We start from the raw sequence: 21,274 nt of genomic DNA on the forward strand, positions 1-21,274 counted from the left end.
GCCCCCACCTCGGCCATCCGCCACCTCGGCCGTCACCACCTCGGCCGTCCCCCGGCCCGCCTCCCCGCGAAGCCTTCAGCGGCCCGGCCTCACCAGCCCCGGTCCAGTCGCAGGTTCCAGCGGCCCGACCTGCCGGTCAGCACCACCGTGGACAGCGGCCGCACGTCCACGCCCCAGTACGTCGCGGGCGGCGCCTTCAGCGCGTACACGATCGCCGCGCGCACCACGTCCGGCTCGGCGACGGCCAGTACGGAGCTCCCGTCGTCGGCGGGCCGGGTGTCGAGCCAGCCCCCTATCCGGGTGATGAAGCCCAGCAACGGCTCGCCGCCGTGCGGCGCCGAGCGCGGTTCGGCGAGCCACTCGTCCACCGCGTCCGGCTCCACCGCCGCCACCTCGGCGAGCGTACGGCCGCGCCACCGGCCCATGTCGCAGTCGCTCAGCGCGGGCTGCGCCAGCGTGGCGTAGCCGAGGGCACCGGCGGTGGCCCGGCTGCGGGCGGTCGGCGAGCAGTACCGCAGCTCCGCGGCGCCCAGCGGAACCAGCGCGGGCGCGGCGAGCCGCACCTCGTGCCAGCCGGCCGCGTCCAGGGTCCGGTCGTCGTCGAAGCGCTCGGCCAGCCGGGACGCGCAGCGCGCGGCGGTGACGAAGGTGACCCGAACACTCATGGCGGGATCGTGGTGCCCGGCACCTGCCCGGTCAAGGGGGGTCACGGACCGTTGGCGCCGGTCACCCGGGGCTTCGGGGCCGGGTCAGGTCGGCGGCCATCCACTTCTCCGGGTCGGTGATCGGGGCGAAGCCGGCCTTCTCGTACACCCCGTGCGCGTCGTCCGTGGCGAGGAGGATCCGCCGCAGTCCCAGCGGCGCGAGACGGTCGCGTACCGCCGCCGCCAGGGTGGTGCCGAGTCCCCTTCCGCGTACGGCCCGGTCGACGTAGACGTCGCACAGCCACGCGAAGGTGGCGTGGTCCGTCACCACGCGCGCGTAGGCGACGAGCCGGCCCGAAGCCCGCTCGTAGGCCCCGAAGTTGAGTGAGCCGGCGATGGCCCGGTCCTGCTGCTCCCGGCTGCGGCCGAGGGCCCAGTAGGCGTCGGTGGAGAGCCAGTGGTGGATCCGGGCGGGGTCCAGGCGGGCCGGGTCGCAGGAGATCTCGTAGCCGGCGGGGGTGACGGTCGGGTCGCTCATCCCGGTACCTTCGCAGCGCCGGCGCCGGTTGTCATCGGAGTTCCGGGCGCGCCCGGTCCCGGTCAGCGCGCGCCGCGCCCAGGATCTCGTCGCAGGAGGTGCGCAGCCGGCGCACCCCTTCGGTGATCTCGGCCTGCCCGGCGACCGCGGCGAAACTCAGCCGGAGGTGCCCGGCCGGCGGTTCGGCGCTGAAGTACGGGCGGCCGGGGGCGACGGCGACGCCGGCGCGGAGGGCCGCGGAGACCAGGGCCGTCTCGTCGGTGCCGTCGGGCAGGCGGAGCCAGAGGTGGTGACCGCCGGCCGGGATGTGCGGCAGGGCGAGTTCGGGCAGCCGGAGGCGCACGGCGGCGGTCATGGCGCCGCGGCGGGACGCCAACTCGGCGGCGACGGCCCTGAGGTGGCGGCTCCAGGCGGGGGCGCCGACGAGTTCGAGCGCGGCCTCCTGCAGGGGCCTGGCGACGAAGAAGTTGTCGACCACGTGGATGGCGCGCAGGCGCTCCAGCACGGGTCCGCGGGCGGCCAGGGCGCCCACCCGGAGACTCGGCGAGGTGGCCTTGGTGAGGGAGCACACGTGGACGACGACGCCGTCGGGGTCGTCGGCGGCGAGCGTGGCCGGCAGCGGACCCGCGTCGGCGTGGACGAGGCGGCGGGCGAAGTCGTCCTCGATGACGAACGCCCCGGCGGCGCGGGCGATCCGCAGCACCTGGACGCGGCGCTCGGGGGCGAGCACGGCCCCCGTGGGGTTCTGGAAGAGCGGCTGGGCGACGAGGACCCGGGCGCCGGTCGCGCGGAAGGCCGCGGCGAGCAGGTCGGGGCGGACGCCGTGGGCGGGGTCCACGGGCACCGGTACGGGCCGCAGCCCCGAGGCCCGGGCGATGGCGAGCATGCCCGGGTAGGTGGGGGACTCCACGAGCACCGGGGCGCCCGGCGGGGCGAGAGCGCGCAGGGCGGTGGTGAGCGCGGACTGGCCGCCCGCGGTCACCAGCACCTCGGCGGCGGTGAAGCCCGGGCCGATGCCGCGGGCGAACCAGTCGCGGAGTTCCGGCAGCCCGTCGGCCGGTGGGCGGCCCCAGGCGCCGGGACGCCGGCCGGCACGGGCGAGCGCGGCCGCCATCGCCTGCTCGGGCTGGAGTGACGGGTGCAGATAGCCGCCGTTGAACTCGATCACGCCCGGCGGGGGCGCGGCGAGCGTGACGAGGACCCCGGAGGCGTCCACGGCCCGCGGCACGGCCTCCGGGGCGGCGTCGGCACTGAGCGCGACCTCCTGCCAGGAGGTGTCGGCGCAGGCGACGGAGTCCGTCGTCGGCTGCGCGCGGAAGACCCCGGCGCCGGGGCGGGTGACGACGAGCCCCTCCGCGGCGAGCCGGGCCAGGGCGCGGGAGACCGTGACGGGCGAGACCCGGTGCCGTTCGACCAGCGTCCGACTCGACGGCAACTTCTCACCCGGAGAGTAGCGGTTCAGCTCCTCCCGCAGGATACCGGCCAGTTCGGCGACACTGCTACGCTCTTGCATGAGAGCCAAGAATAGCGCTACCCCCGCCGGGCCGATAGCAGCCGCCGATACCGCCCTCCGCGGCACCGAGGAGCGGGCCGTCCCTCCGGCGGACGCCACGGCCCCGCCGGTCCGGTCCGGGGCCCGGCAGGGCACCCTGCTCGCCTCGCTCGGGGTGGTCGCCTTCTCCCTGACCTTCCCGTCCACCGTCTGGGGGCTGGAGTCGTTCGGGCCCTGGTCGCTGGTCGCCCTGCGGAGCGTCCTGGCGGCCGTGGTCGCGGGAGGCTTCCTGCTCGCCCTGCGGGTACCGCTGCCCGAGCGGCGGCACCTGGCTCCGCTGCTCGTGGTCGCGGGCGGGGTGGTGGTCGGATTCCCGCTGCTGACGACCCTCGCGCTGCGGACGACCACCGCGTCGCACGCCGCGGTGGTCGTCGGTCTGCTGCCGCTGACCACCGCCGCCTTCGCCGCGGTACGCACCGGCCGGCGGCCGTCCCGGACGTTCTGGGCGGCCGCGCTCACCGGCGCGGCGGTCGTGCTGGCGTTCACCCTGGGCCGGAACGGCGGCGCCCTGTCGGAGGGGGACCTGTACCTCTTCGCCGCGCTCCTGGTCTGCGCCGCCGGTTACACCGAGGGCGGCCGGCTGGCCGCGCTGATGCCGGGCTGGCAGGTGATCGGCTGGGCCCTGGTCCTGTGCCTGCCGCTCGGCGCCGCCGCGGCGGTGTTCGCCCTGATGGCCGAACCGGTCCGGCTGAGTGTGCAGGGTGTGGGCGGGCTTCTCTGGGTGGCCGCCGGATCGACCTTCTTCGGGCTGTACGTCTGGTACCGCGGCATGGCGGCCATCGGCATCGCCAGGGCCAGCCAGCTGCAGCTCGCCCAGCCGCTGCTCACCCTCGTCTGGTCGGTGCTGCTTCTCGCGGAGCCCCTCTCCCCCGCGGCTCCCGTGGCCGCCGTGGCCGTACTCGTGTGCATCGCCGTCACCCAGCGGGCGCGCGTCTGAGGGTGACACGGGTCACGTATCGGGACGTAGACTCTGATTACCCCGATTACCGTCAACCCCCGTCGATTACCGTCAACCCCCGTTCAAGCGAGAAGCGATCAGCGACAGCCCCCTACAAGGAGGTCAGGCACGATGGAAGCGAGTGTGGGAGACAAGCTGCTCGTGCACGGCCGCGTGGTCGGCCAGCACGACCGGACGGCCGAGGTCGTCGAGGTACTGGGGGACAAGGGCAGCCCGCCCTACCGCGTCCGCTTCGAGGACGACGGTCACGAGTGCCTGATGTCACCCGGCCCCGACTGCGTCGTACGCCACCGCCAGGAGTCCTGAACCGGAGGTTCAGCGCGGCGGCCGGACCCGGGTCGGGTAGTGGTCGGTCACCACTCTGGCCATGGCGCCGATCCGGTCCGTGACGACTTCCTTCGCCGCGAAGAAGCAGTGGCCGCGCACCTCCGGGTAGCGGCGGGCCAGGGTGAGGTGACGGGACAGCTCGGCCGGATCCTGCCAGGGGGCGGGCTGAGCGGGGTCGCCGGCCTTGTAGAGCGCCTCGCCGATGAACAGATCCACACCGGTGCCCCGGGCCACACCGGCCCACCACGGCACCAGCTTCGCGTAGTCGGCGGCGCCGAACCCGATGTTCCAGTACAACTGCGGGATCACATAGTCGATCCAGCCCTGGCGGACCCATTTCCGGGTGTCGGCGTGCAGGTCGTCGTAGGTCTCCACACCCGCTCGCGTGGCGGAGCCGAGCGGGTCGGTGGAGGAGTTCCGCCAGACCCCGAACGGGCTGATACCGAAGCGGATCCCGGGGTCGATGCGCTTGATGCGCGCGGCGGTCTCCCGCACCAGCAGATCGATGTTGTGGCGCCGCCACGCGGCCTTGTCCCGGAACCCCCCGCCGTACCGCCGGTACGCCGCGTCGTCGCCGAAGTCCTCCCCGGCCACCGGATAGGGGTAGAAGTAGTCGTCCCAGTGGACGGCGTCGACCGGGTAGCGGGCGACCGCGTCCAGCATCGCGTCCTGCACGAAGGCCCTGACCTCGGGCAGACCGGGGTTGTAGTACAGCTTTCCACCGTACGGAAGCACCCATTCGGGGTGCTTGCGCGCCGGATGGTTCGCCGCCAGCCGGCCCGGGTCGGTGTGGCCGGCGACCCGGTACGGGTTGAACCAGGCGTGCAGCTCCAGTCCGCGCGCGTGGGCCTCGGTCACGGCGGTGCCCAGCGGGTCCCAGCCCGGATGCCGCCCCTGCACGCCGGTCAGGTACGCGGACCACGGCTCGTACGGGGACGGCCACAGCGCGTCGGCGGTCGGCCGCACCTGGAGGATCACCGTGTTCAGCCGGCGGTCCACCGCGCGGTCGAGGTAGGCCAGCAGCTCGGCACGCTGCCGGGCCGCGGTCAGTCCGGGCCGGGAGGGCCAGTCCCGGTTGGCGACCGTGGCCACCCACATCCCGCGGAACTCCTCGGGGCAGCTCCGCCGGCGGCCGTGTGCGGGGGCCGCGGCCGCCTCCCCCGCCATGCCCAGCGCCGCGAGCGCGCCGGCCGCCGTGACGAACCCCCGCCGGGTGATCTGCCTCATGTGCCGGGTCATGCAACGAGCCTCCGGACCGCCGTGCGCCGCGCCTTCGCGGCCGTCAGCGCACAGCATGCCCGCCCCGGGCACCGGTGCACACGCACCGGCGGAGTAACGTCGTGGCGTCGAGGCGGGCGCCGGAACCATGCGGGCCTGCCGCACCGAGATCAGCGAAAGGCACGATGTGACCGATGTGACCGACACCGTGGCCGGCGTATCCCGCGTCGGAGTGGTGGGCTGTGGCCAGATGGGCGCCGGCATCGCGGAGGTGTGCGCCCGCAGCGGACTCGAGGTCAAGGTCGCCGAGACCACCGGCGAGGCCCTGGAGATCGGCCGGACGCGGCTCTGCAACTCGCTCGCGAAGGCCGCCGAGCGCGGCAAGATCAGCGAGGAGGAGCACCAGGCGACGCTGGAGCGGCTGAGCTTCACCACCGACCTCGGGGAGTTCGCCGACCGCGACCTCGTCGTCGAGGCGGTCGTGGAGAACGAGCAGGTCAAGACCGAGATCTTCCAGGTACTGGACCAGGTGGTGACCAGCCGGGACGCCATTCTCGCCTCCAACACCTCGTCGATCCCGCTGGTGAAGCTGGCCGTCGCGACCTCCCGCCCCGACCAGGTCGTCGGCATCCACTTCTTCAACCCGGCACCGGTGCAGAAGCTCGTCGAGCTGATCCCCGCGCTGACCACCTCGGAGGAGACGATCAAGCGCTCCGAGGCCGTGGTCGAGCAGGTGCTCGGCAAGCACGCCATCCGCGCCCAGGACCGCTCGGGCTTCGTGGTGAACGCGCTGCTGATCCCGTACCTGCTCTCGGCGATCCGGATGTTCGAGTCGGGGATCGCCAGCCGCGAGGACATCGACAACGGCATGGAGCTGGGCTGCGCCCACCCGATGGGCCCGCTGAAGCTCTCGGACCTGATCGGCCTGGACACGGTCGCCTCGGTGGCCGACTCCATGTACGCCGAGTTCAAGGAGCCGCTGTACGCGGCTCCGCCGCTGCTGCAGCGGATGGTGGACGCGGGGCGGCTGGGCCGCAAGACGGGCTCGGGCTTCTACACGTACTCCTGAGGACGCGGCGCGTCCCCGGGTCGGGCGTACGCGGCGCGTCCCCCGGGTCGGACGCCGTCCCCGCACTCCGTACCCGGGCCACGCGCCGGTTCCGCCCACCGCACCCGTTCCACGCGCCGGCGCCGCGCGGCACCGTGCGGCCCGCCGCGCCGCGCACGATTCGCACAGGTGTTTCACACGGGGTGTGAGGAGCGTGTCCGCATATGCCGTGCGCACACGCTCCCCTGCTCCCACCAGGGAGTGTTGACTCGGGATCGCTCGGCCGAGGGACCACCGGACGACCATCGTGAACAGGAGCAGACAGGTGACCACCGACCCCGATCACTTAGCCGCCGTCGAGGAGTTCGCCGAACTGCGACGCTCCCTCGACGTCGGCCTCGCCCGTATCGACGGGCACCTCGCCCTGCTGGCCCAGCGGCACGACCGGATCGACCGGGACCTCGACGATCTGGCCGCACGCGTGGTGGTGCTCGAGCACAGCAGATGGCCGCTGCCCGCGGTCGCCGCACTCACCGCGATGGGCGCGCTGGCGGTGGCGGTCTGGCAGGCGGTCGCAGGCTGAGGGCCGTCCCGCCTCCGGCCCGCGGCGCCGGCCCACGACGGCCGGCGGTCCGTCCCGGGTTCACCCCAGGCGCAGATGGTGCAGCATCAGCAGCCCGGCCGCCATGTTGGCGGCCGGGACCTCGCCCCGGGCGATCATGTCGGGCACCAGCTTCAGCGGTATCCACTCACGGCGCGAGGACTCGAAGGCGTCCTCGGGAGGGCCGATGTAGGTGGCACCCTCCGACCAGTAGAGATGGTGCCGGGCGTCGGTGAGCCCGTTCGACGGTTCCACGGTCAGCAGATGCCTCAGCGGTCCGGGGCGCCAGCCGGTCTCCTCCTCCATCTCCCGGGCCGCGGCGAACGCGATGTCCTCACCGTCCTCCACGACGCCCGCGGCGAGTTCCCAGCCCCAGCTGTCGGTGATGAACCGGTGCCGCCACAGCAGCAGCACCTCGTTGGCCTCGTTGACGGCGGTCGCGACGGCGACCGGGCGGAGCCGGATCAGGAAGTGGTCGAGATGCCGGCCGTCCGGCAACTCGACATCCGCCAGATTGACCCTGAACCAGCGGTTCTCATAGACGGCTTGCTCACTCAGCTTCGTCCACTGCACGGTTCTGCCACCTTCCGACGCGTAGGTGGCAATATCGCAGCAGGAGCCCGGGCCGAGGGGAACGCCCGCAGAGGCCGCGGGAGGGCTCACAGGGGGACGCGCAGGGCCCCTTCGATGACATCGGCCGCCTCCGCGGCCGGGATGGAGCCGTTCGCCGCCAGCTTCGCCCGCACCGCCCGGAGCCGGTCCCTGAGCCGCTGCGACTCCATCCCCCTGGCCCGTTCGGTCATTTCGACGGCGGTCCGCGCGGCGCGGTCGGCCTCGCCCTGACGCAGCTCGATCTGGCTGAGCACGGCCAGCCGGTGCACCCGCCCCCGGTCGTGGGACGGCACGGCGGCCGCGGCCGCCGCGTGCTCCCTGGCCGCCCTCAGCTCCCCCAGGCACAGCAGCGCCTCGGCCACCTGGACGTTCACCAGCCCCGGCTGCACATAACCCGTCTCATCCGGCTCGTGCCCCGGCAGGATCCGCTCCGCCTCCTCCTCGGCGCGCCGGACCCGGCCCAACGCCGCGCCCCCGTCGCCGAGATGGGCGTAGGCCTTCGCCTGCATCGCATAGAGGTCGGTGGCCAGCGCCGGGGTGATCTGCCCGCCGGCCGACCGCAACGCCGCCTCGGCGAACGCGACCGCCTGCCGGTACTCCCCCAGGAACAGGGACTGGTTCACCAGCAGCGCGATCACATACGCTCCGAGCCCCCGGTCGCCGCTCGCCTTGGCGAGCCGCAGCGCCTGGTGGAAGTAGCGCTGGGCGAGTCCGTGGGCGTCCGAGTCGTAGGCGCAGATCCCGGCGACGGCCACCAGTCCACCGGTCGCCCGGTGCAACTGGCGGCCGAGGGCGTCGCTGTAGGCGCCCCGCAGCAGCGGCGCCGCCTCGCTGTTGAGGAAGCCGACGATCCGGGAGCGGGTGGCGATGCCCCCGGCCTTGCGGTACATCAGCTCGTAGTGGGCCCGGGCGGCACGGAGCAGCTTGATGTCGGCCATGCCGACCCGGGTGCGTCCGTCGCGTGAGACGTCCGCGTCCTCCGGCGGGTTCTCCCACTCCCAGACGGGCATCACGGCGGGAGTGCCGGTGACCGCGGGCGCGCCGATGACATGGGGACGCTGCTGCTCGTCGGAGCGCCACAGCGCCGTGGCGCGCTCCACGAAGCCGGAGAGCGGTGAGCCGTGCTCGGCCGCCGACTCCCCCGGTACGCCGAGGCCGATGTCGTCGAGGGTGACCGGGCGGCGCAGCCGGCCCGCGAGCACCTCGCAGATCAGGTCGGGTACCTGACCGCGGGGGCGCTGGCCCTTGAGCCAGCGTGCCACCGCGGTGTGCTCGTAGCGGAGTGCGAGGCCTCTGGCCCGGCCCGCCTGGTTCACATGGGCGGCCAGGCCGGCGTGCGAGATGCCCGCCTCGTCCAGCAGCGCGTCGAGCAGGGTGTTGGGCTGCATGGGGCCCTCCGTTGGCTCGGTGTGGCCCAGAGTAGTGGAGCGGGCTTCGCACGGGGTGTGAAACAAGTGCATATATCCGTGGCGTGCGCGCTCTGCCGCCGTCCCTCTCGCGCCGGTTGACTGTTCCTCCTCTCAAGGAGGCGGCCGGGCCGCCGGCTCCCCCTCGTACAGTACGGCGGCCCGTACCCGCGCCGTCCGTCCTGCTGATCTGCCCGACACTCCGCGGCAGGACGGACGGCGCCGGCCGCGAGCGATTGCCCCTTGCCCGCCGGCGATGGGAGGGATCGGACGGGACGGCGCGGCTCCGGCCCCGGACCCGCGCCGTCCCCGGACCCACGCCGACGCCGGACCCGCGCCGGTAGCCGTGTGCGGACCGCCGGCCGGCGCGCCCGGGTCCCCAACGGGGCCGCGGGCCCGCCCCTCGTCGGCACGAACACCGGTGAGCCGGAGAGGAGGACGGAGAGTAGGACGGACGGCAGGCACGCACGAAGGGGCGCGCCCGGACCGGGTCCGGACACGCCCCTTTCGCCGTCGGCGGCGGGTGCTCAGGCGCCGCGCAGCACCGCCCCGGTGCGCTCGCCGGCGAGCGCGACGGCGGCGTCGCGGGCGGCCGAGGCCTCCTCGACGGTCAGCGTGCGGTCGGGGGCGCGGAACCGCAGCGCGTACGCCAGCGACTTCCTGCCCTCGCCGATCTGCTCGCCCTCGAAGACGTCGAACAGGCGGATGGACTCCAGCAGTTCGCCGGCGCCCTCGTGCAGCGCCCGTTCCACGTCGGCGGCGGGCACGTCCGAGGAGACGACCAGCGCGACGTCCTGCGTGGCCACCGGGAAGGTGGAGATCCGCGGTGCCTGGAGGGCGGCCTCACCGGCCCGCTCCAGCAGGTCCAGCTCCACCTCCATGGCGCAGGTGCGCTCCGGCAGCCCGAGCGCCTTGATGACGCGCGGGTGCAGCTCGCCCGCGTGGCCGACGAGGGTCTCCTCGCCGTCCACCGTCGCGTACAGCGCGGCGCAGCGGCCCGGATGCCACGGCGCGTGCCGGTCGGCGCGGACGGTGAGTTCGGCACCGGCCTCGGCGGCGATCGTACGGGCGGACTCGACCGCGTCCGCCCAGTCCGCGGAACGGCCCTCGCCCCACCAGCCGGCCTGCTCGCGCGCGCCCGCCAGGACGGTGGCGGCCCGGCGCGGCTGGTGCGGCAGCGCCGCGTTCAGCATCGCGATCTCCGCGTCGGTGGGGCGGCGGTCGACCGGCAGCACGCCCGGGACCGTCTCCTCGCCGGTGGGCCGGAACACCAGCCCGGTCTCGAACAGCGCGAGGTCGTGCGAGCCGCGGCCGACGTTGCGGCGCAGCGCGGAGAGCAGTCCCGGCAGCAGCGTGGTGCGCAGCGCCGGCTCCTCGTCGGAGATCGGGTTGACCAGCGTGACCACGGTGCGCCGGGGGTCGTCGGCGTCCAGGCCGAACTGGTCCAGGACCGCCTCGCCGATGAACGGGTAGTTCAGGGCCTCGACGTAGCCGGCGCCGGCGAGTGCGCGGCCGACGCGGCGGTGCAGCCGGCGGCGGGGGGTGAGCCCGCGGCCGGACGGCGGGGTGGGCAGCGTGGAGGGGAGGTTCTCGTACCCCTCCAGCCGGATGACCTCCTCCGCCAGGTCGTTCGGCGCGTGCAGGTCGGGACGCCACGACGGGACGGTCACGACGAGCTCGTCCTGGCCGTGGACGTCGCAGCCGACCTCCTGCAGCCGGCGGACCACGGTCTCGCGGCCGTAGGCGACACCGGCGACCCGGTCGGGGTGGTCGGCGCGCATCGTGATGGTGCGCGGCGCGGACGGGGCGACGACCTCGGTGACTCCGGCCTCGGCGGTGCCGCCGGCCAGCAGCACCAGGAGGTCGACGGTGCGCTGGGCGGCCGCGGCGGCGGCCTGCGGGTCGACTCCGCGCTCGAAGCGCCGGGACGCCTCCGACGACAGCTTGTGGCGGCGGGCCGTGCGGGCGACGGAGACCGGGTCGAAGTGCGCGGCCTCGACGACGATCTCGGTGGTGCCGCGGACCTGGCCCGTCTCCGGGTCGGTCTCGGAGTCGGCGATCTCGGTGTTCGCCCCGCCCATCACACCGGCGAGGCCGATCGGCCCGCGGCTGTCGGTGATGACCAGGTCCTGTGCGTCCAGGACGCGCTTGACACCGTCGAGGGTGGTGAACTTCTCGCCCGCCTCGGCGCGGCGCACACCGATGGGGCCTTCGAGCCGGTTGCGGTCGTAGGCGTGCAGCGGCTGGCCGAGTTCGAGCATCACGTAGTTGGTGATGTCGACGGCGAGCGAGATCGGCCGCATGCCGGCCTTCTGCAGCCGGCGCTGCATCCAGATCGGCGAGCGGGCCTCGGGGTCGAGACCGACGACGGTCCGCGCGGTGAACCGGTCGCAGCCGTCCGGGTCGGCGATCCGCACCTGGTAGCCGTACGAGTTCGGCGCGGGGACGTCGAGCAGGGCCGGGTCGCGCAGCGGCAGCCCGTAGGCGGTGGCGGTCTCGCGGGCGACCCCGCGCATCGACAGGCAGTAGCCGCGGTCGGGGGTGACGGCGATGTCGAGGACCTCGTCGTACAGCTCCAGCAGTTCGGTGGCGTCGATGCCGACCTCGATCTCCGGCGGCAGCACGATGATGCCGTGTGCCGCTCCGCCGAGGTCGCCCATGCCGAGCTCGTCGGCGGAGCAGATCATCCCGCGGGACATCCGGCCGTACGTCTTGCGCTCGGCGATGCGGAAGTCGCCCGGCAGGACGGCGCCCGGGAGCGCCACGACGACCTTGTCGCCGACGGCGAAGTTGCGGGCGCCGCAGATGATCTCCTGCGGCTCGCCGGTCTGGTTGGACCGGCCCACGTCGACCGTGCAGAAGCGGATGGGCTTCTTGAACTCGGTCAGTTCCTCGACGGTCAGCACCCGGCCGACGACCAGCGGGCCGGTCAGGCCGGCGCCGAGCTGCTCGACGGTCTCGACCTCGAGGCCGGCCGAGATGAGTTTGGCCTGTACGTCGCGGCCGGTCTCCGTCGCCGGCAGGTCGACGTACTCCCGCAGCCAGGAAAGCGGGACCCGCATCAGATCTCCATCCCGAAGGGCCGGGTGAACCGGACGTCACCCTCGACCATGTCTCGCATGTCTTCGACGTTGTGGCGGAACATCAGCATCCGCTCGATGCCGAACCCGAAGGCGAATCCGCTGTACTTCTCCGGGTCGACGCCGCAGGCGGTGAGCACCTTCGGGTTGACCATGCCGCAGCCGCCGAGCTCGATCCAGCCCTCGCTGGAGCAGGTGCGGCAGGGCCGGTCCGGGTTGCCGACGGACTCGCCGCGGCAGACGTAGCAGACCATGTCCATCTCGGCGGACGGCTCGGTGAAGGGGAAGAAGTTGGGCCGGAGCCGGGTCTTCATGCCCTCGCCGCCGAAGAGCGCGCGGACCATGTGGTCCAGGGTGCCCTTGAGGTCGGCCATGGTGAGGCCCTCGTCCACGGCGAGCAGTTCGACCTGGTGGAACACCGGGGTGTGGGTGGCGTCCAGGTCGTCGGTGCGGTATACGCGGCCGGGGCAGATCACGTACAGCGGGGGCTCGCGGTCCAGCATCGAGCGGACCTGCACGGGCGAGGTGTGGGTGCGCAGCACCACACCGGACTCGGCCGCCTCGCCACCGGTGCCCTCGGCGCCCTTCACGAAGAAGGTGTCGTGCTCACCGCGGGCCGGGTGGTCGGCCGCGATGTTCAGCGCGTCGAAGTTCAGCCATTCGGTCTCGACCTCGGGGCCCTCGGCGACCTCGTAGCCCATGGCCGTGAAGATGTCCTCGATGCGCTCGGAGAGCGTGGTCAGCGGGTGGCGGGCGCCGGAGGGGGTGCGGTCGTACGGCAGTGTGACGTCCACCGCCTCCTCGACCAGCACCCGGGCGTCGCGCTCGGCCTCGAGTTCGGCCTGACGGGCGGCCAGGGACTTGTTCACGGCGCCGCGGGCCTGGCCCACGCGCTTGCCGGCCTCGGCCTTGGCGTGCGGGGGCAGGGCGCCGATCTCACGGTTGGCGAGCGCGAGCGGCGAGGTGGGACCGGTGTGCGCGATCTTCGCCTCGTGGAGCGCGTCGAGGTCGCCCGCGGCGGCGAAGGCGGCGAGCGCCCCGTCCCGCATGCGCTCGATCTCTTCCGGTTTCAGTGCCTCGACCTCGACTGGGTCGTACGACTTGTTGGGTGCCGACATCTCTTCCCGTGCTTCCGATGGGGTGGCTGGGGCCCCCGCTCGACGACCGAGGACGCAAAGGTGCCAAAGGACGAGTCTAGCGGGGTGACGGTACGCGAATGAGCCCGTGGGCCGCCGGTGCGCTTATCAGGTGAGATAGGCGGGCGTCCCGACGGGCAGGGTGAATCGGAACTCGGCGCCGCCGCCGGGTCCGCGGCCGACGGTGATCGTCCCGCCGTGCGCCTCGACGATGCCCTTCACGATGTACAGGCCGAGGCCGGTCCCACCGCGCTTGCTCCCCCGCCAGAAGCGGGTGAAGACGCGGCTCATCGACTCCTCGGGGATACCGGGGCCCTCGTCGCTCACGGTGACGGCCGTTCCCTTCTCGTCGTTCTCGCCGGACGTCGGCGCCACCTCGATGGTGACGGTTCCGTCGCCGTGGCGCACCGCGTTTTCGAGGAGGTTGCCGAGCACCTGGTCGATCTTGTCGGGATCCGCCCACAGCTCGGGCAGGTCGTGGTGGACGCGGACGAAGAAGCGGTCCGGGGACTGGCCGCCGGCGGTGTACGCCTGGACGTGGCGGCCGACGGCGGCGGCGAGGTCCACGGGCTGGCGCCGCACCTCCAGCCGGCCGGAGTCGATCCGCGAGATGTCGAGGAGCTCGGCGATCAGCCGGGTCACGCGGTTGGCGTCGGCGTCGACGGTCTCCAGCATCAGCCGCTTCTGGTCGTCGGTGAAGCGTTCCCACTTGGCGAGGAGGGTGGCGGTGAAGCCCTTGACGGAGGTCAGCGGGGAGCGCAGCTCGTGGGCGACGGTGGCGATCAGCTCGGCGTGGCTGCGCTCGGTGCGGCGGCGCGCCTCGGTGCCGCGGATGCTGACGACGACCCGCCGCACGGGGCCCGTGGGCACCTGGCGCACGTAGCGGGCGGAGACCAGGACCTCGCGGCCGCCGGGCAGCAGCAGATTGCGCTCGGGCTGGCCGACCCGGGTGGCGAGGCCGCCGTACGGGTCGGTGAGCGGCCACCAGCGGCGGCCCTTGAGGTCCTCCAGGGGCAGCGCGTGGTCCAGCGGACGGCCGAGGGCACGGTGAGCGGGGAGGGCCGTGATGCGCGCGGCAGCGGCGTTGAAGCAGATGATGCGGCCGTGTTCGTCGGCGACGACGAGCCCGTCGGGGAGGTCGTCCGGGTCGATGCCGATGCCGTCGGGAAGGCCGTCCGGGTCTACGCCTACGCCGATGCCGTCGGGAAGGCCGTCGGGAGGGCCGTCCGGGCCGACGCCCGCGCCCCCCTCGGCGCTCGCCGGCGCCGGGAACGCGTCCGACGGCCCGCTCGTGCCGACTGTCATCCCCGTACCCCACCTCTCGAACCGGTGCAGTGGGTCCCCGAGTCCGTCACCCTACTAGCCGGGGGTGACGGAGCGACACCCTGCGTCCCCGGGGCGGCCCGTGTCCGCGGCGCGGCGCCCTGCCCGGAGGACGGCACCGGTGCCGGTGGCGGCGTCCTGGGGGCGGCGTCGGCGGTGCCGTGGCCGAAGGCGACGGTGATGCCGTGGGCGGAGGCGCCGGCCGCGGTGGGGGCGGCGTCAGCGGGCGGGCGCGGCGGAGGCGGCGGAGGCGGCGTCAGCGGGCGGGGGCGGCGCTGCAACCGCCGGGGGAACGCTGGGCGCGTGCGGAGGCGTAGAGGCAGACGGCGGCGGCGGTGGCCAGGTTGAGGCTCTCCGCCCTGCCGTGGATCGGCACGCGTACGACGGCGTCGGCGAGCGCCCGGGTCTCCTCCGGAAGGCCCCATGCCTCGTTCCCGAAGATCCACGCGGTGGGCCCGGACATGCTCCCGGCATCGAGCTCGTCGTCCAGGTCGTCCTCCCCGGCGCCGTCGGCGGCGAGGACGCGCACCCCGGCGCCTCGCAGCCCGCTGACGGCCTGCTCGACGGGGACGCCGACCGCGACCGGGAGGTGGAACAGCGAGCCGACCGAGGCCCTGACCGACTTGGGGTTGTACAGGTCGACCGAGGCGTCGGTGAGCACGACCGCGTCGGCACCGGCCGCGTCGGCGCACCGCAGCACCGTGCCGGCGTTCCCCGGGTCGCGGACGTGCGCGAGCACCGCCACGAGCCTCGGGCCCGCGGCCAGGATCTCCTCGAACGGCGCGTCCAGGAAGCGGCAGACCCCGACGAGGCCCTGCGGCGTCACGGTCTGGGAGACCTCCGCCAGCACGGTGTCGGGGGCGTGGTGGACGCGGGCGCCGGCGGCTCGGGCGGCCTCGACGATGTCCGCGTACCGCTCGGCGGCCTCGACGGTGGTGAACAGTTCGACGAGCGTCGGCCGGCCGTCGCCGCCCCGGTGCGCGACCGCCTCGCGCACGGCCTGCGGCCCCTCGGCGAGGAACAGCCGCTCCTTGGAACGGAAGTTCCGCTTGGCGAGCCGCCGCGCGGCGACGACCCGCGGGGACCGGGGGGAGATCAGCTCGGGGGTCCCCATGGGGGCTCTCACTTCCTTGCGCCGTTCGGCGGTGGGCGGTCGGCGGTTCTCGTCGGGGTGGTGCGGGCTCGCGCGGGATCGGTCCGGAACACACTCGGACCCGCAGACCGTCGGCCTGCGGGTCCGGGCTTTGGTCCGGTGGGACGCGACCGTCAGGCCGCGGCCTTCGGGGCGTTGACGTCGCTCGGGAGCGCCTTCTGGGCGACCTCGACGAGCGCGGCGAACGCGTTGGCGTCGTTGACCGCGAGCTCGGCCAGGATCTTGCGGTCCACCTCGACGTTGGCGGCCTTCAGACCCTGGATGAAGCGGTTGTAGGTGATGCCGTTCGCGCGGGCAGCGGCGTTGATGCGCTGGATCCACAGCTGGCGGAAGTCGCCCTTGCGCTTCTTGCGGTCGTTGTAGTTGTAGACGAGGGAGTGGGTGACCTGCTCCTTCGCCTTGCGGTACAGACGAGAGCGCTGACCGCGGTAGCCGCTGGCCTGCTCGAGGATCGCCCGGCGCTTCTTGTGGGCGTTGACTGCCCGCTTGACGCGTGCCACTTGTTGACTCCTTGTAGCGGGGCCGTGGTTGTCCTCACACGGCCCGGAAACGAATTGGTCCCGGTTCTGACCGGAAGCCCCCGGTCGTACGGAGGCGGGAGGTCAATCAGATGCCGAGCATCTTCTTGATCTTGGCGGCGTCACCCGGGGCCATCTCGGCGTTGCCGGTGAGGCGACGCGTCAGCTTGGACGACTTGCGCTCGAGCAGGTGGCGCTTGCCGGCGCGCTCGCGGAGCACCTTGCCGGAGCCGGTGATCTTGAAGCGCTTCTTGGCACCGCTGTGCGTCTTGTTCTTCGGCATCGCGCCGTTCTCTCCTCGTCAGTGGCGCTTCCGTCGCCGGTCGGTGAACCGGCAGCCGAAAGCGTCAGATGTATCGGTTGATGTCCGGGACGGCCGTCCCGGAATCAGGCCTCGGCGGGCTCTTCGGGAGAGGCCCCGGCCTGGGCGGACCGGTCCCCCTGGCGCTCCGCCTTGCGGGCGGCCTGCGCCTCGCGGGCCTCGGCCATCGCCTCGGTCTTCTTCTTGTGCGGACCGAGAACCATGATCATGTTTCGGCCGTCCTGCTTCGGGTTCGACTCCACGAAACCGAGGTCCTGGACGTCCTCCGCCAGCCGCTGCAGCAGCCGGTAGCCGAGCTCCGGCCGCGACTGCTCACGACCGCGGAACATGATCGTGATCTTGACCTTGTCACCCTGCTTGAGGAACCGGACGACGTGACCCTTCTTGGTGTCGTAGTCGTGCGGGTCGATCTTCGGCCGGAGCTTCATCTCCTTGATGACCGTGTGCGCCTGGTTCTTGCGCGCCTCACGGGCCTTCATGGCCGACTCGTACTTGAACTTCCCGTAGTCCATGAGCTTGCAGACCGGCGGACGGGCGTTGGCCGCCACCTCGACGAGGTCGAGGTCGTACTCCTGCGCAAGCTCCAGGGCCTTGGCAAGCGGGACAATCCCGACCTGCTCGCCGCTGGGACCGACAAGTCGCACCTCGGGAACGCGAATCCGGTCGTTGATGCGGGGCTCGGCGCTGATGGATCCTCCTCGGTAGCACCACACGGCGGTCTGGCGGACAGCCGCGTAACGTCTGTTTCTGTATGGGACCAACCGCACCGGTGCAAGAAAAATGCCCCGACGGGACACAGGCGGGGCTCCTCGCGATACCGGAGCACCGCCGCGTCGGCCGCGGGGCGCGTCTCGGACGGCTCCATCGTCCGTACGGAACGATGGTCGCCGTCTGACCGGTGACCCGCCGCCCCTGAAGGCGGCCAGGTGGGAGATCGGAGCCTCCACTTGTGGGTCGGGCACGTCGGTGTCCGACCGGTCGTTACACAAGGTTAGCAGCTCCGGCCCGAAGGGGCGAACCGGGCTGCGGGCGGGCCGCCCGGCGGGTGCGCGGTGCCGGTCCCCGTACCGGGCCCGGGATCTACCGGGCCGGCGGCACCGTACCGGGCCCGCGGCGACGGCACCGGGACCGTGGTGCGGTGTACCGGGCCCGCGGCGGCACGTGGCAGGGACGGCCGGCGCGGCCGGCGCGGCTCAGTCAGCCGTACACCGGGCCGGTGTACTTCTCACCCGGGCCCTGGCCCGGCTCGTCGGGGACGACCGAGGCCTCGCGGAAGGCCAGCTGGAGGGACTTCAGCCCGTCCCGCAGCGGGGCCGCGTGGAAGGAGCTGATCTCCGTGACACCCGCGTCCAGGAGACCGGCGAGCGCGTGGACCAGCTTCCTGGCCTCGTCCAGGTCCTTGTGCTCGTCGCCGTCCTCGGTGAGTCCCAGCTTCACCGCGGCGGCGCTCATCAGGTTCACCGCGACCGTGACGATCACCTCGACGGCGGGGACCTCCGCGATGTCGCGGGCCATGGCGGCGAAGTCGGGAGCCGGCTCGCCCGCGGGCTGCTCGGGGGTGGGGGTCGCGTCACTCATGGGGCACACGATATGCGGTGCCCTCGGCCCCGTACGTACAGGGGTTCTCCCGGGGTTCTCCCGGCGTTCCCGGGGTTCTCCCGGCACTGCGGCCGGTCACGCCGGACCGCCATCCCCTCCTCAGCCCCGTACGTAGAGGGGCTCTCCGGGCGGCACCGCCGACACGGGCAGCAGGGCGAGGTCGAGTCCGCGCACCAGCCGGGCCCTGAGCGTCTCGTCCGCCGCCAGGGCGCGGGCGACACGCTGAGCGGCTCCCGCGGGGGGCGCGCCCCGGTCGAGGACGAGGGCCAGGGTGCCGTCGGCGTCACCGGGGCCGAGATGGGCGCGGAGCACCGCAGGTTCGGCGGCCACCACGGCCCGGACCGCCGCGGTGACGGACGGGTCGGCCAGCGGGTCGGTGCTCGTGCGGCCCTCCGCGAGGGCCAGCAGCGCCGCGCCGGTCAGCTCGTACGGCACCGGCCCGGCGAGGTCCAGGACCACGGTGTCGGCCTTCTCGTGGGCGGCGGCCTGGAGGGCCTGGTGCAGGGGCACGGCGACGGGCCTCGCCTGCGGATCCCACCGGGCGAGCGAAGCGGTCGACGTGAACGCGGGCAGCGCGCGGCGGCCGCCCGCCGTCAGCGTGGGCACCGCCATGTCGCTGGTCTTCTCGCGGCGCAGGCCCTTCTCGTCCACCTCGGCCTCGCCGAGCACGGCGACGACGGGCACGAGGAGCCGGGCGCCCCTGAGCGCCTCCAGCACGGGGCGCTCCGCGCTCCGGTCCTGCGCCCAGGCGGCGAGTGCCGCGGCCAGCGCCGGGTCGGCGGTGCCGTCGTCGTCGGAGTAGCCGGAGTCGGGGATGTTCTTGAGCGCCACGCGACGAGCCTAGTTCGTCGGCGGCGGCGCCCGGGGCGCGGGGGCGCGAAGAGGCACGGGAAGGCACGGGAAGGCACGGGAAGGCACGGAGAGGCGCGCAGAGGCGGCACGGACGGGAGCCGAGAGGGGCTTGGGGGCACAGAGAGGAGCCGAGGGGCACGGCCGGGCCGGGCGGATCACCTCCGGCGGCGGAGCACCCCCCGGGCGGAAGCGGCGCACTTCCGGCCGCACCGGGTCACGCCCGGCGACGGGGTCACGTCCGGCGGAACCGGATCACCTCCGGCCGCACCGGATCACGCCCGGCCGCGCCGGATCACGCTCGGCGGGACGGGGTCACGTCCGGCGGCCGCCGCGCCACAGCACCGCCGCCGCGGCCAGCAGCAGCGCGCCGAGGCCGCCGGTGACCGGGGCGAGCCATCCGCCGCCCGACTCCGCCGAGGCGCCGTCCGGGCCGGTGCCGAAGTACCGCTCGCGATGGCCCTGGAGGGACGCGGTCTTCGGGTCGGTGTCGCCCGGGACCGGCTTGCCGCCCTGCTCGATCGCGGCGGCCGGGTCGACGATGCCGTACCCCGTGGAGTCGTCGCGTCCGCTCTTCGGGCCGCCGCGGGCGGTGGCGGCGAGGAGCCGCTTGATCTGGGCGGGGGTGAGCCGGGGGTGCGCGGCCCGGACGAGTGCGGCGGCGCCGGAGACGAAGGCGGACGCCGCGCTGGTGCCCCAGCCCTCGTAGTACCTGCGGTCGGGGTCGGCGATGACGACGTCGACGCCCGGCGCGCTGACGGTGGCGTACCAGCGCCGGGTGGAGAAGGAGGCGTGGGTGCCATAGCGGTCTACGGCCGCGACGGCGATGACACCGGGGTAGGCCGCCGGGTACGAGATGTGGTCGCCCTTCTCGCCCCCGTTGCCCGCCGAGGCGACGACGACCGCGCCCTTGGCGAGGGCGTACTGGACGGCTGCGTCCTCGCCTGCGTCCGGGTGCGCGGACTCGCTGTCGTCACCGAGGGAGAGGTTGATGACGTCGGCACCGTTGTCGGCGGCCCAGCGGATGCCCTGGGCGAGTGCGGTGCCGCGGGTCTTGCGGGCCTTGGCGCGGGCGGGATCGGCACCTTCGAGGATCACCCGCACGGGGAGGATCCTGGCCTCGGGTGCGATGCCCAGCACTCCCTCATCACGGCCGGGGCCATGGCCGTGACCCGCGATGATCCCGGCCATCGCGGTGCCGTGCCGGGCCCACGCGCGGTCGCCGCGCTTCGCCCCGAACCCGATGAGGTCCTTGGTGGGGAGGACGCTGCCCACCAGGTCCGGATGGCTGTCGTCGACGCCGGTGTCGAGCACCGCGACGGTGATGCCCGCGCCCTTGGTCGTGCGCCACGCCTCCTCGGTGTGCAGGGCTTCCAGGGCCCACTGCCGGACCCGGATGCCGTCGGCCTGCGCGGGTGCGGCGGAGACGAGCGAGAAGGCGACGGCCGCGGCGACGGCCCCCAGGAGCCGCCCGGGCCTGGCGCGGTTGCGGAGGCGTGCTGCCGTCATTCGGGGCGCTCCCGTGTGGTGGCGGACTCGCGCAGGGCGCGCTCGATGCGGTCCGCGATTCCCTTGGCCTCGTGGCCGAGGCCGGCCTGGGCGGCGGCGGACGTACCGCCGGGCACGGTGGCCTCGGCGGCCGGCACGGGGTCGGCCACGGGGCGGCCGTCGGCGAACCCGGAGACGGCGAAGACCACGACGGGCGCGTCGGTGAGCACGCTGATGGTCCAGCTGGCCCGCTGGCGGTCGCCGAAGCGCGCGGCGACGGTGCCGGTGACCGGGTAGGTGCGGGGCATCAGGTCGGCCCGTTCGTCCAGGTCCTCCCGGGAGAACCTGGAGTGCAGGGCCGCCATGGCGTCCCGGTCGGCCTCGGTGACGACCATGCCGACGGTCGTGACGCCGGAGGTGGTGGCGTCGGTGTAGGTGGCGCGGAGCACGCGCAGGCAGCCGACCGGCCGGAGGGCCTTCAGCAGCAGCGGGTCGAACGCCCCGGTGCACGGGCCGTCGGGCGCGACAGCGACGCGGGTCCACACCCGGTCCGCGCCGCCGGGTCCCGCTCCGTCGCCCTTGATCGTCCGCGGGAAGAGCGTGTCGACGGGGACGCTGTGCCAGAGCGTGCGTACGTCGGCGTAGCGGGGCTGGGTGGCGGGCGACGCGGCCGGATCGTCCACGAGCCAGCTCCCGGTGACCGCTCCGCCGATCAGCCCCAGGCCGAGTACGACGCAGGCGAGGGCGGCCACGGCCCTTGCGGGACGCCGGTCCCGGACCGGGCGCAGCCGGGTGGTGATCTCGGCGGGGGTCTCGGGGAAGGCGCCGGGGTGGGGTGGTGGCGGCGCCGCGTGCGTCATCCAGGGCCACGGGCTGCCCGGGGTGCCCGGGGTGTTCGTGGG

21 protein-coding genes are annotated in these 21,274 nt (G+C 73.8%); 4 read left to right on the top strand and 17 right to left on the bottom strand.

From position 1 onward, the window contains the following. Window positions 1-89 precede the first annotated feature (89 nt). The 3 genes from DDW44_RS01990 to DDW44_RS02000 form a co-directional block, all read right to left on the bottom strand. On the bottom strand, window positions 90-665 hold the full coding sequence (locus DDW44_RS01990; RefSeq protein WP_027732962.1) for a histidine phosphatase family protein: 576 nt from the start codon (window positions 663-665) through the stop codon (window positions 90-92). A gap of 61 nt (window positions 666-726) precedes the next feature. Further along, complete coding sequence (locus DDW44_RS01995; RefSeq protein WP_108905344.1) at window positions 727-1,182, bottom strand: GNAT family N-acetyltransferase; 456 nt, start codon at window positions 1,180-1,182, stop codon at window positions 727-729. Window positions 1,183-1,213: 31 nt separating this feature from the next. Further along, window positions 1,214-2,794, bottom strand: coding sequence for an aminotransferase-like domain-containing protein (locus DDW44_RS02000; RefSeq protein ID WP_425275616.1), 1,581 nt, complete (start codon window positions 2,792-2,794; stop codon window positions 1,214-1,216). On the opposite strand from DDW44_RS02000, the gene DDW44_RS02005 reads away from it, so the two are divergent. After that, window positions 2,694-3,671, top strand: a complete 978-nt coding sequence (locus tag DDW44_RS02005) for a DMT family transporter (RefSeq protein ID WP_108905346.1) — start codon at window positions 2,694-2,696, stop codon at window positions 3,669-3,671. The two genes, DDW44_RS02000 and DDW44_RS02005, sit on opposite strands and share 101 nt — an antisense overlap. Window positions 3,672-3,803: 132 nt before the next feature. Further along, entirely contained in the window at window positions 3,804-3,998 is a 195-nt protein-coding gene (locus DDW44_RS02010; RefSeq protein WP_017945482.1) for a DUF1918 domain-containing protein, read from the top strand. Window positions 3,999-4,007: 9 nt separating this feature from the next. Here DDW44_RS02010 and DDW44_RS02015 read toward each other — a convergent pair whose 3' ends face one another. Next, window positions 4,008-5,186 (bottom strand): glycoside hydrolase family 10-like protein, encoded by a 1,179-nt coding sequence (locus tag DDW44_RS02015; RefSeq protein WP_483027311.1) that lies wholly within the window; start codon window positions 5,184-5,186, stop codon window positions 4,008-4,010. Window positions 5,187-5,445: 259 nt separating this feature from the next. Between DDW44_RS02015 and DDW44_RS02020 the strand changes: the two genes are divergently transcribed. Then, the gene (locus DDW44_RS02020; protein WP_027732966.1) at window positions 5,446-6,306 is read left to right on the top strand and encodes a 3-hydroxybutyryl-CoA dehydrogenase; all 861 of its coding nucleotides are present in this window, start codon (window positions 5,446-5,448) and stop codon (window positions 6,304-6,306) included. 304 nt (window positions 6,307-6,610) lie between these two features. Further along, window positions 6,611-6,868 carry a hypothetical protein gene (locus DDW44_RS02025; RefSeq protein ID WP_018891436.1) on the top strand — a complete coding sequence of 86 codons (258 nt, stop codon included), beginning with the start codon at window positions 6,611-6,613 and terminating at the stop codon, window positions 6,866-6,868. A 60-nt stretch (window positions 6,869-6,928) separates the two neighbouring features. Here the strand turns inward: DDW44_RS02025 and DDW44_RS02030 are convergent, their stop codons facing one another. The 13 genes from DDW44_RS02030 to DDW44_RS02095 all read right to left on the bottom strand — a co-directional run bounded on the left by DDW44_RS02030 (window position 6,929) and on the right by DDW44_RS02095 (window position 21,232). After that, the gene (locus tag DDW44_RS02030; RefSeq protein ID WP_017945478.1) at window positions 6,929-7,459 is read right to left on the bottom strand and encodes an NUDIX hydrolase; all 531 of its coding nucleotides are present in this window, start codon (window positions 7,457-7,459) and stop codon (window positions 6,929-6,931) included. An 86-nt stretch (window positions 7,460-7,545) separates the two neighbouring features. Then, complete coding sequence (locus tag DDW44_RS02035; protein ID WP_027732967.1) at window positions 7,546-8,886, bottom strand: NsdA family TPR-like regulatory protein; 1,341 nt, start codon at window positions 8,884-8,886, stop codon at window positions 7,546-7,548. Window positions 8,887-9,431: 545 nt separating this feature from the next. Then, window positions 9,432-11,966, bottom strand: coding sequence for a phenylalanine--tRNA ligase subunit beta (pheT, locus tag DDW44_RS02040; protein WP_108905349.1), 2,535 nt, complete (start codon window positions 11,964-11,966; stop codon window positions 9,432-9,434). Then, a complete protein-coding gene (gene pheS / locus DDW44_RS02045; protein ID WP_017945475.1) occupies window positions 11,966-13,102 on the bottom strand; it encodes a phenylalanine--tRNA ligase subunit alpha in 1,137 nt (378 codons plus the stop codon). Before pheS ends, pheT begins: the two co-directional genes overlap by 1 nt. Before the next feature lie 126 nt (window positions 13,103-13,228). Then, a complete protein-coding gene (locus tag DDW44_RS02050; RefSeq protein WP_108905350.1) occupies window positions 13,229-14,425 on the bottom strand; it encodes a sensor histidine kinase in 1,197 nt (398 codons plus the stop codon). A gap of 274 nt (window positions 14,426-14,699) precedes the next feature. After that, entirely contained in the window at window positions 14,700-15,557 is an 858-nt protein-coding gene (locus tag DDW44_RS02055; RefSeq protein WP_018891441.1) for a TrmH family RNA methyltransferase, read from the bottom strand. 152 nt (window positions 15,558-15,709) lie between these two features. After that, on the bottom strand, window positions 15,710-16,096 hold the full coding sequence (gene rplT / locus DDW44_RS02060) for a 50S ribosomal protein L20 (protein WP_017945472.1): 387 nt from the start codon (window positions 16,094-16,096) through the stop codon (window positions 15,710-15,712). Between the two features lie 106 nt (window positions 16,097-16,202). Next, complete coding sequence (gene rpmI, locus DDW44_RS02065; RefSeq protein ID WP_017945471.1) at window positions 16,203-16,397, bottom strand: 50S ribosomal protein L35; 195 nt, start codon at window positions 16,395-16,397, stop codon at window positions 16,203-16,205. Between the two features lie 104 nt (window positions 16,398-16,501). Then, the gene (gene infC, locus DDW44_RS02070; protein WP_078503326.1) at window positions 16,502-17,149 is read right to left on the bottom strand and encodes a translation initiation factor IF-3; all 648 of its coding nucleotides are present in this window, start codon (window positions 17,147-17,149) and stop codon (window positions 16,502-16,504) included. Window positions 17,150-17,633: 484 nt separating this feature from the next. Further along, window positions 17,634-18,014 carry a DUF1844 domain-containing protein gene (locus DDW44_RS02080; protein ID WP_017945469.1) on the bottom strand — a complete coding sequence of 127 codons (381 nt, stop codon included), beginning with the start codon at window positions 18,012-18,014 and terminating at the stop codon, window positions 17,634-17,636. A 120-nt stretch (window positions 18,015-18,134) separates the two neighbouring features. Further along, window positions 18,135-18,866, bottom strand: coding sequence for an SseB family protein (locus tag DDW44_RS02085; RefSeq protein ID WP_108905351.1), 732 nt, complete (start codon window positions 18,864-18,866; stop codon window positions 18,135-18,137). 333 nt (window positions 18,867-19,199) lie between these two features. After that, window positions 19,200-20,393: a type VII secretion-associated serine protease mycosin gene (mycP, locus tag DDW44_RS02090; RefSeq protein WP_108905352.1), complete on the bottom strand. Its 1,194-nt coding sequence runs from the start codon at window positions 20,391-20,393 to the stop codon at window positions 19,200-19,202. Continuing rightward, the gene (locus tag DDW44_RS02095; protein ID WP_108908707.1) at window positions 20,390-21,232 is read right to left on the bottom strand and encodes a hypothetical protein; all 843 of its coding nucleotides are present in this window, start codon (window positions 21,230-21,232) and stop codon (window positions 20,390-20,392) included. The genes mycP and DDW44_RS02095 overlap by 4 nt, the downstream gene beginning before the upstream one ends. Between the last annotated feature and the right edge of the window lie 42 nt (window positions 21,233-21,274).

The sequence above is a fragment of the Streptomyces tirandamycinicus genome, from assembly GCF_003097515.1.
GTDB classification, from domain to species: domain Bacteria; phylum Actinomycetota; class Actinomycetes; order Streptomycetales; family Streptomycetaceae; genus Streptomyces; species Streptomyces tirandamycinicus.

What these genes read in the sequence shown, in the direction of transcription:
- DDW44_RS01990 (WP_027732962.1), bottom strand. Translation starts at nt 665, where the DNA reads ATGAGTGTTCGGGTCACCTTCGTCACCGCCGCGCGCTGCGCGTCCCGG.
- DDW44_RS01995 (WP_108905344.1), bottom strand. Translation starts at nt 1,182, where the DNA reads ATGAGCGACCCGACCGTCACCCCCGCCGGCTACGAGATCTCCTGCGAC.
- DDW44_RS02005 (WP_108905346.1), top strand. Translation starts at nt 2,694, where the DNA reads ATGAGAGCCAAGAATAGCGCTACCCCCGCCGGGCCGATAGCAGCCGCC.
- DDW44_RS02010 (WP_017945482.1), top strand. Translation starts at nt 3,804, where the DNA reads ATGGAAGCGAGTGTGGGAGACAAGCTGCTCGTGCACGGCCGCGTGGTC.
- DDW44_RS02015 (WP_483027311.1), bottom strand. Translation starts at nt 5,186, where the DNA reads ATGGCGGGGGAGGCGGCCGCGGCCCCCGCACACGGCCGCCGGCGGAGC.
- DDW44_RS02035 (WP_027732967.1), bottom strand. Translation starts at nt 8,886, where the DNA reads ATGCAGCCCAACACCCTGCTCGACGCGCTGCTGGACGAGGCGGGCATC.
- pheT (WP_108905349.1), bottom strand. Translation starts at nt 11,966, where the DNA reads ATGCGGGTCCCGCTTTCCTGGCTGCGGGAGTACGTCGACCTGCCGGCG.
- pheS (WP_017945475.1), bottom strand. Translation starts at nt 13,102, where the DNA reads ATGTCGGCACCCAACAAGTCGTACGACCCAGTCGAGGTCGAGGCACTG.
- DDW44_RS02050 (WP_108905350.1), bottom strand. Translation starts at nt 14,425, where the DNA reads ATGACAGTCGGCACGAGCGGGCCGTCGGACGCGTTCCCGGCGCCGGCG.
- DDW44_RS02055 (WP_018891441.1), bottom strand. Translation starts at nt 15,557, where the DNA reads ATGGGGACCCCCGAGCTGATCTCCCCCCGGTCCCCGCGGGTCGTCGCC.
- rpmI (WP_017945471.1), bottom strand. Translation starts at nt 16,397, where the DNA reads ATGCCGAAGAACAAGACGCACAGCGGTGCCAAGAAGCGCTTCAAGATC.
- DDW44_RS02080 (WP_017945469.1), bottom strand. Translation starts at nt 18,014, where the DNA reads ATGAGTGACGCGACCCCCACCCCCGAGCAGCCCGCGGGCGAGCCGGCT.
- mycP (WP_108905352.1), bottom strand. Translation starts at nt 20,393, where the DNA reads ATGACGGCAGCACGCCTCCGCAACCGCGCCAGGCCCGGGCGGCTCCTG.
- DDW44_RS02095 (WP_108908707.1), bottom strand. Translation starts at nt 21,232, where the DNA reads ATGACGCACGCGGCGCCGCCACCACCCCACCCCGGCGCCTTCCCCGAG.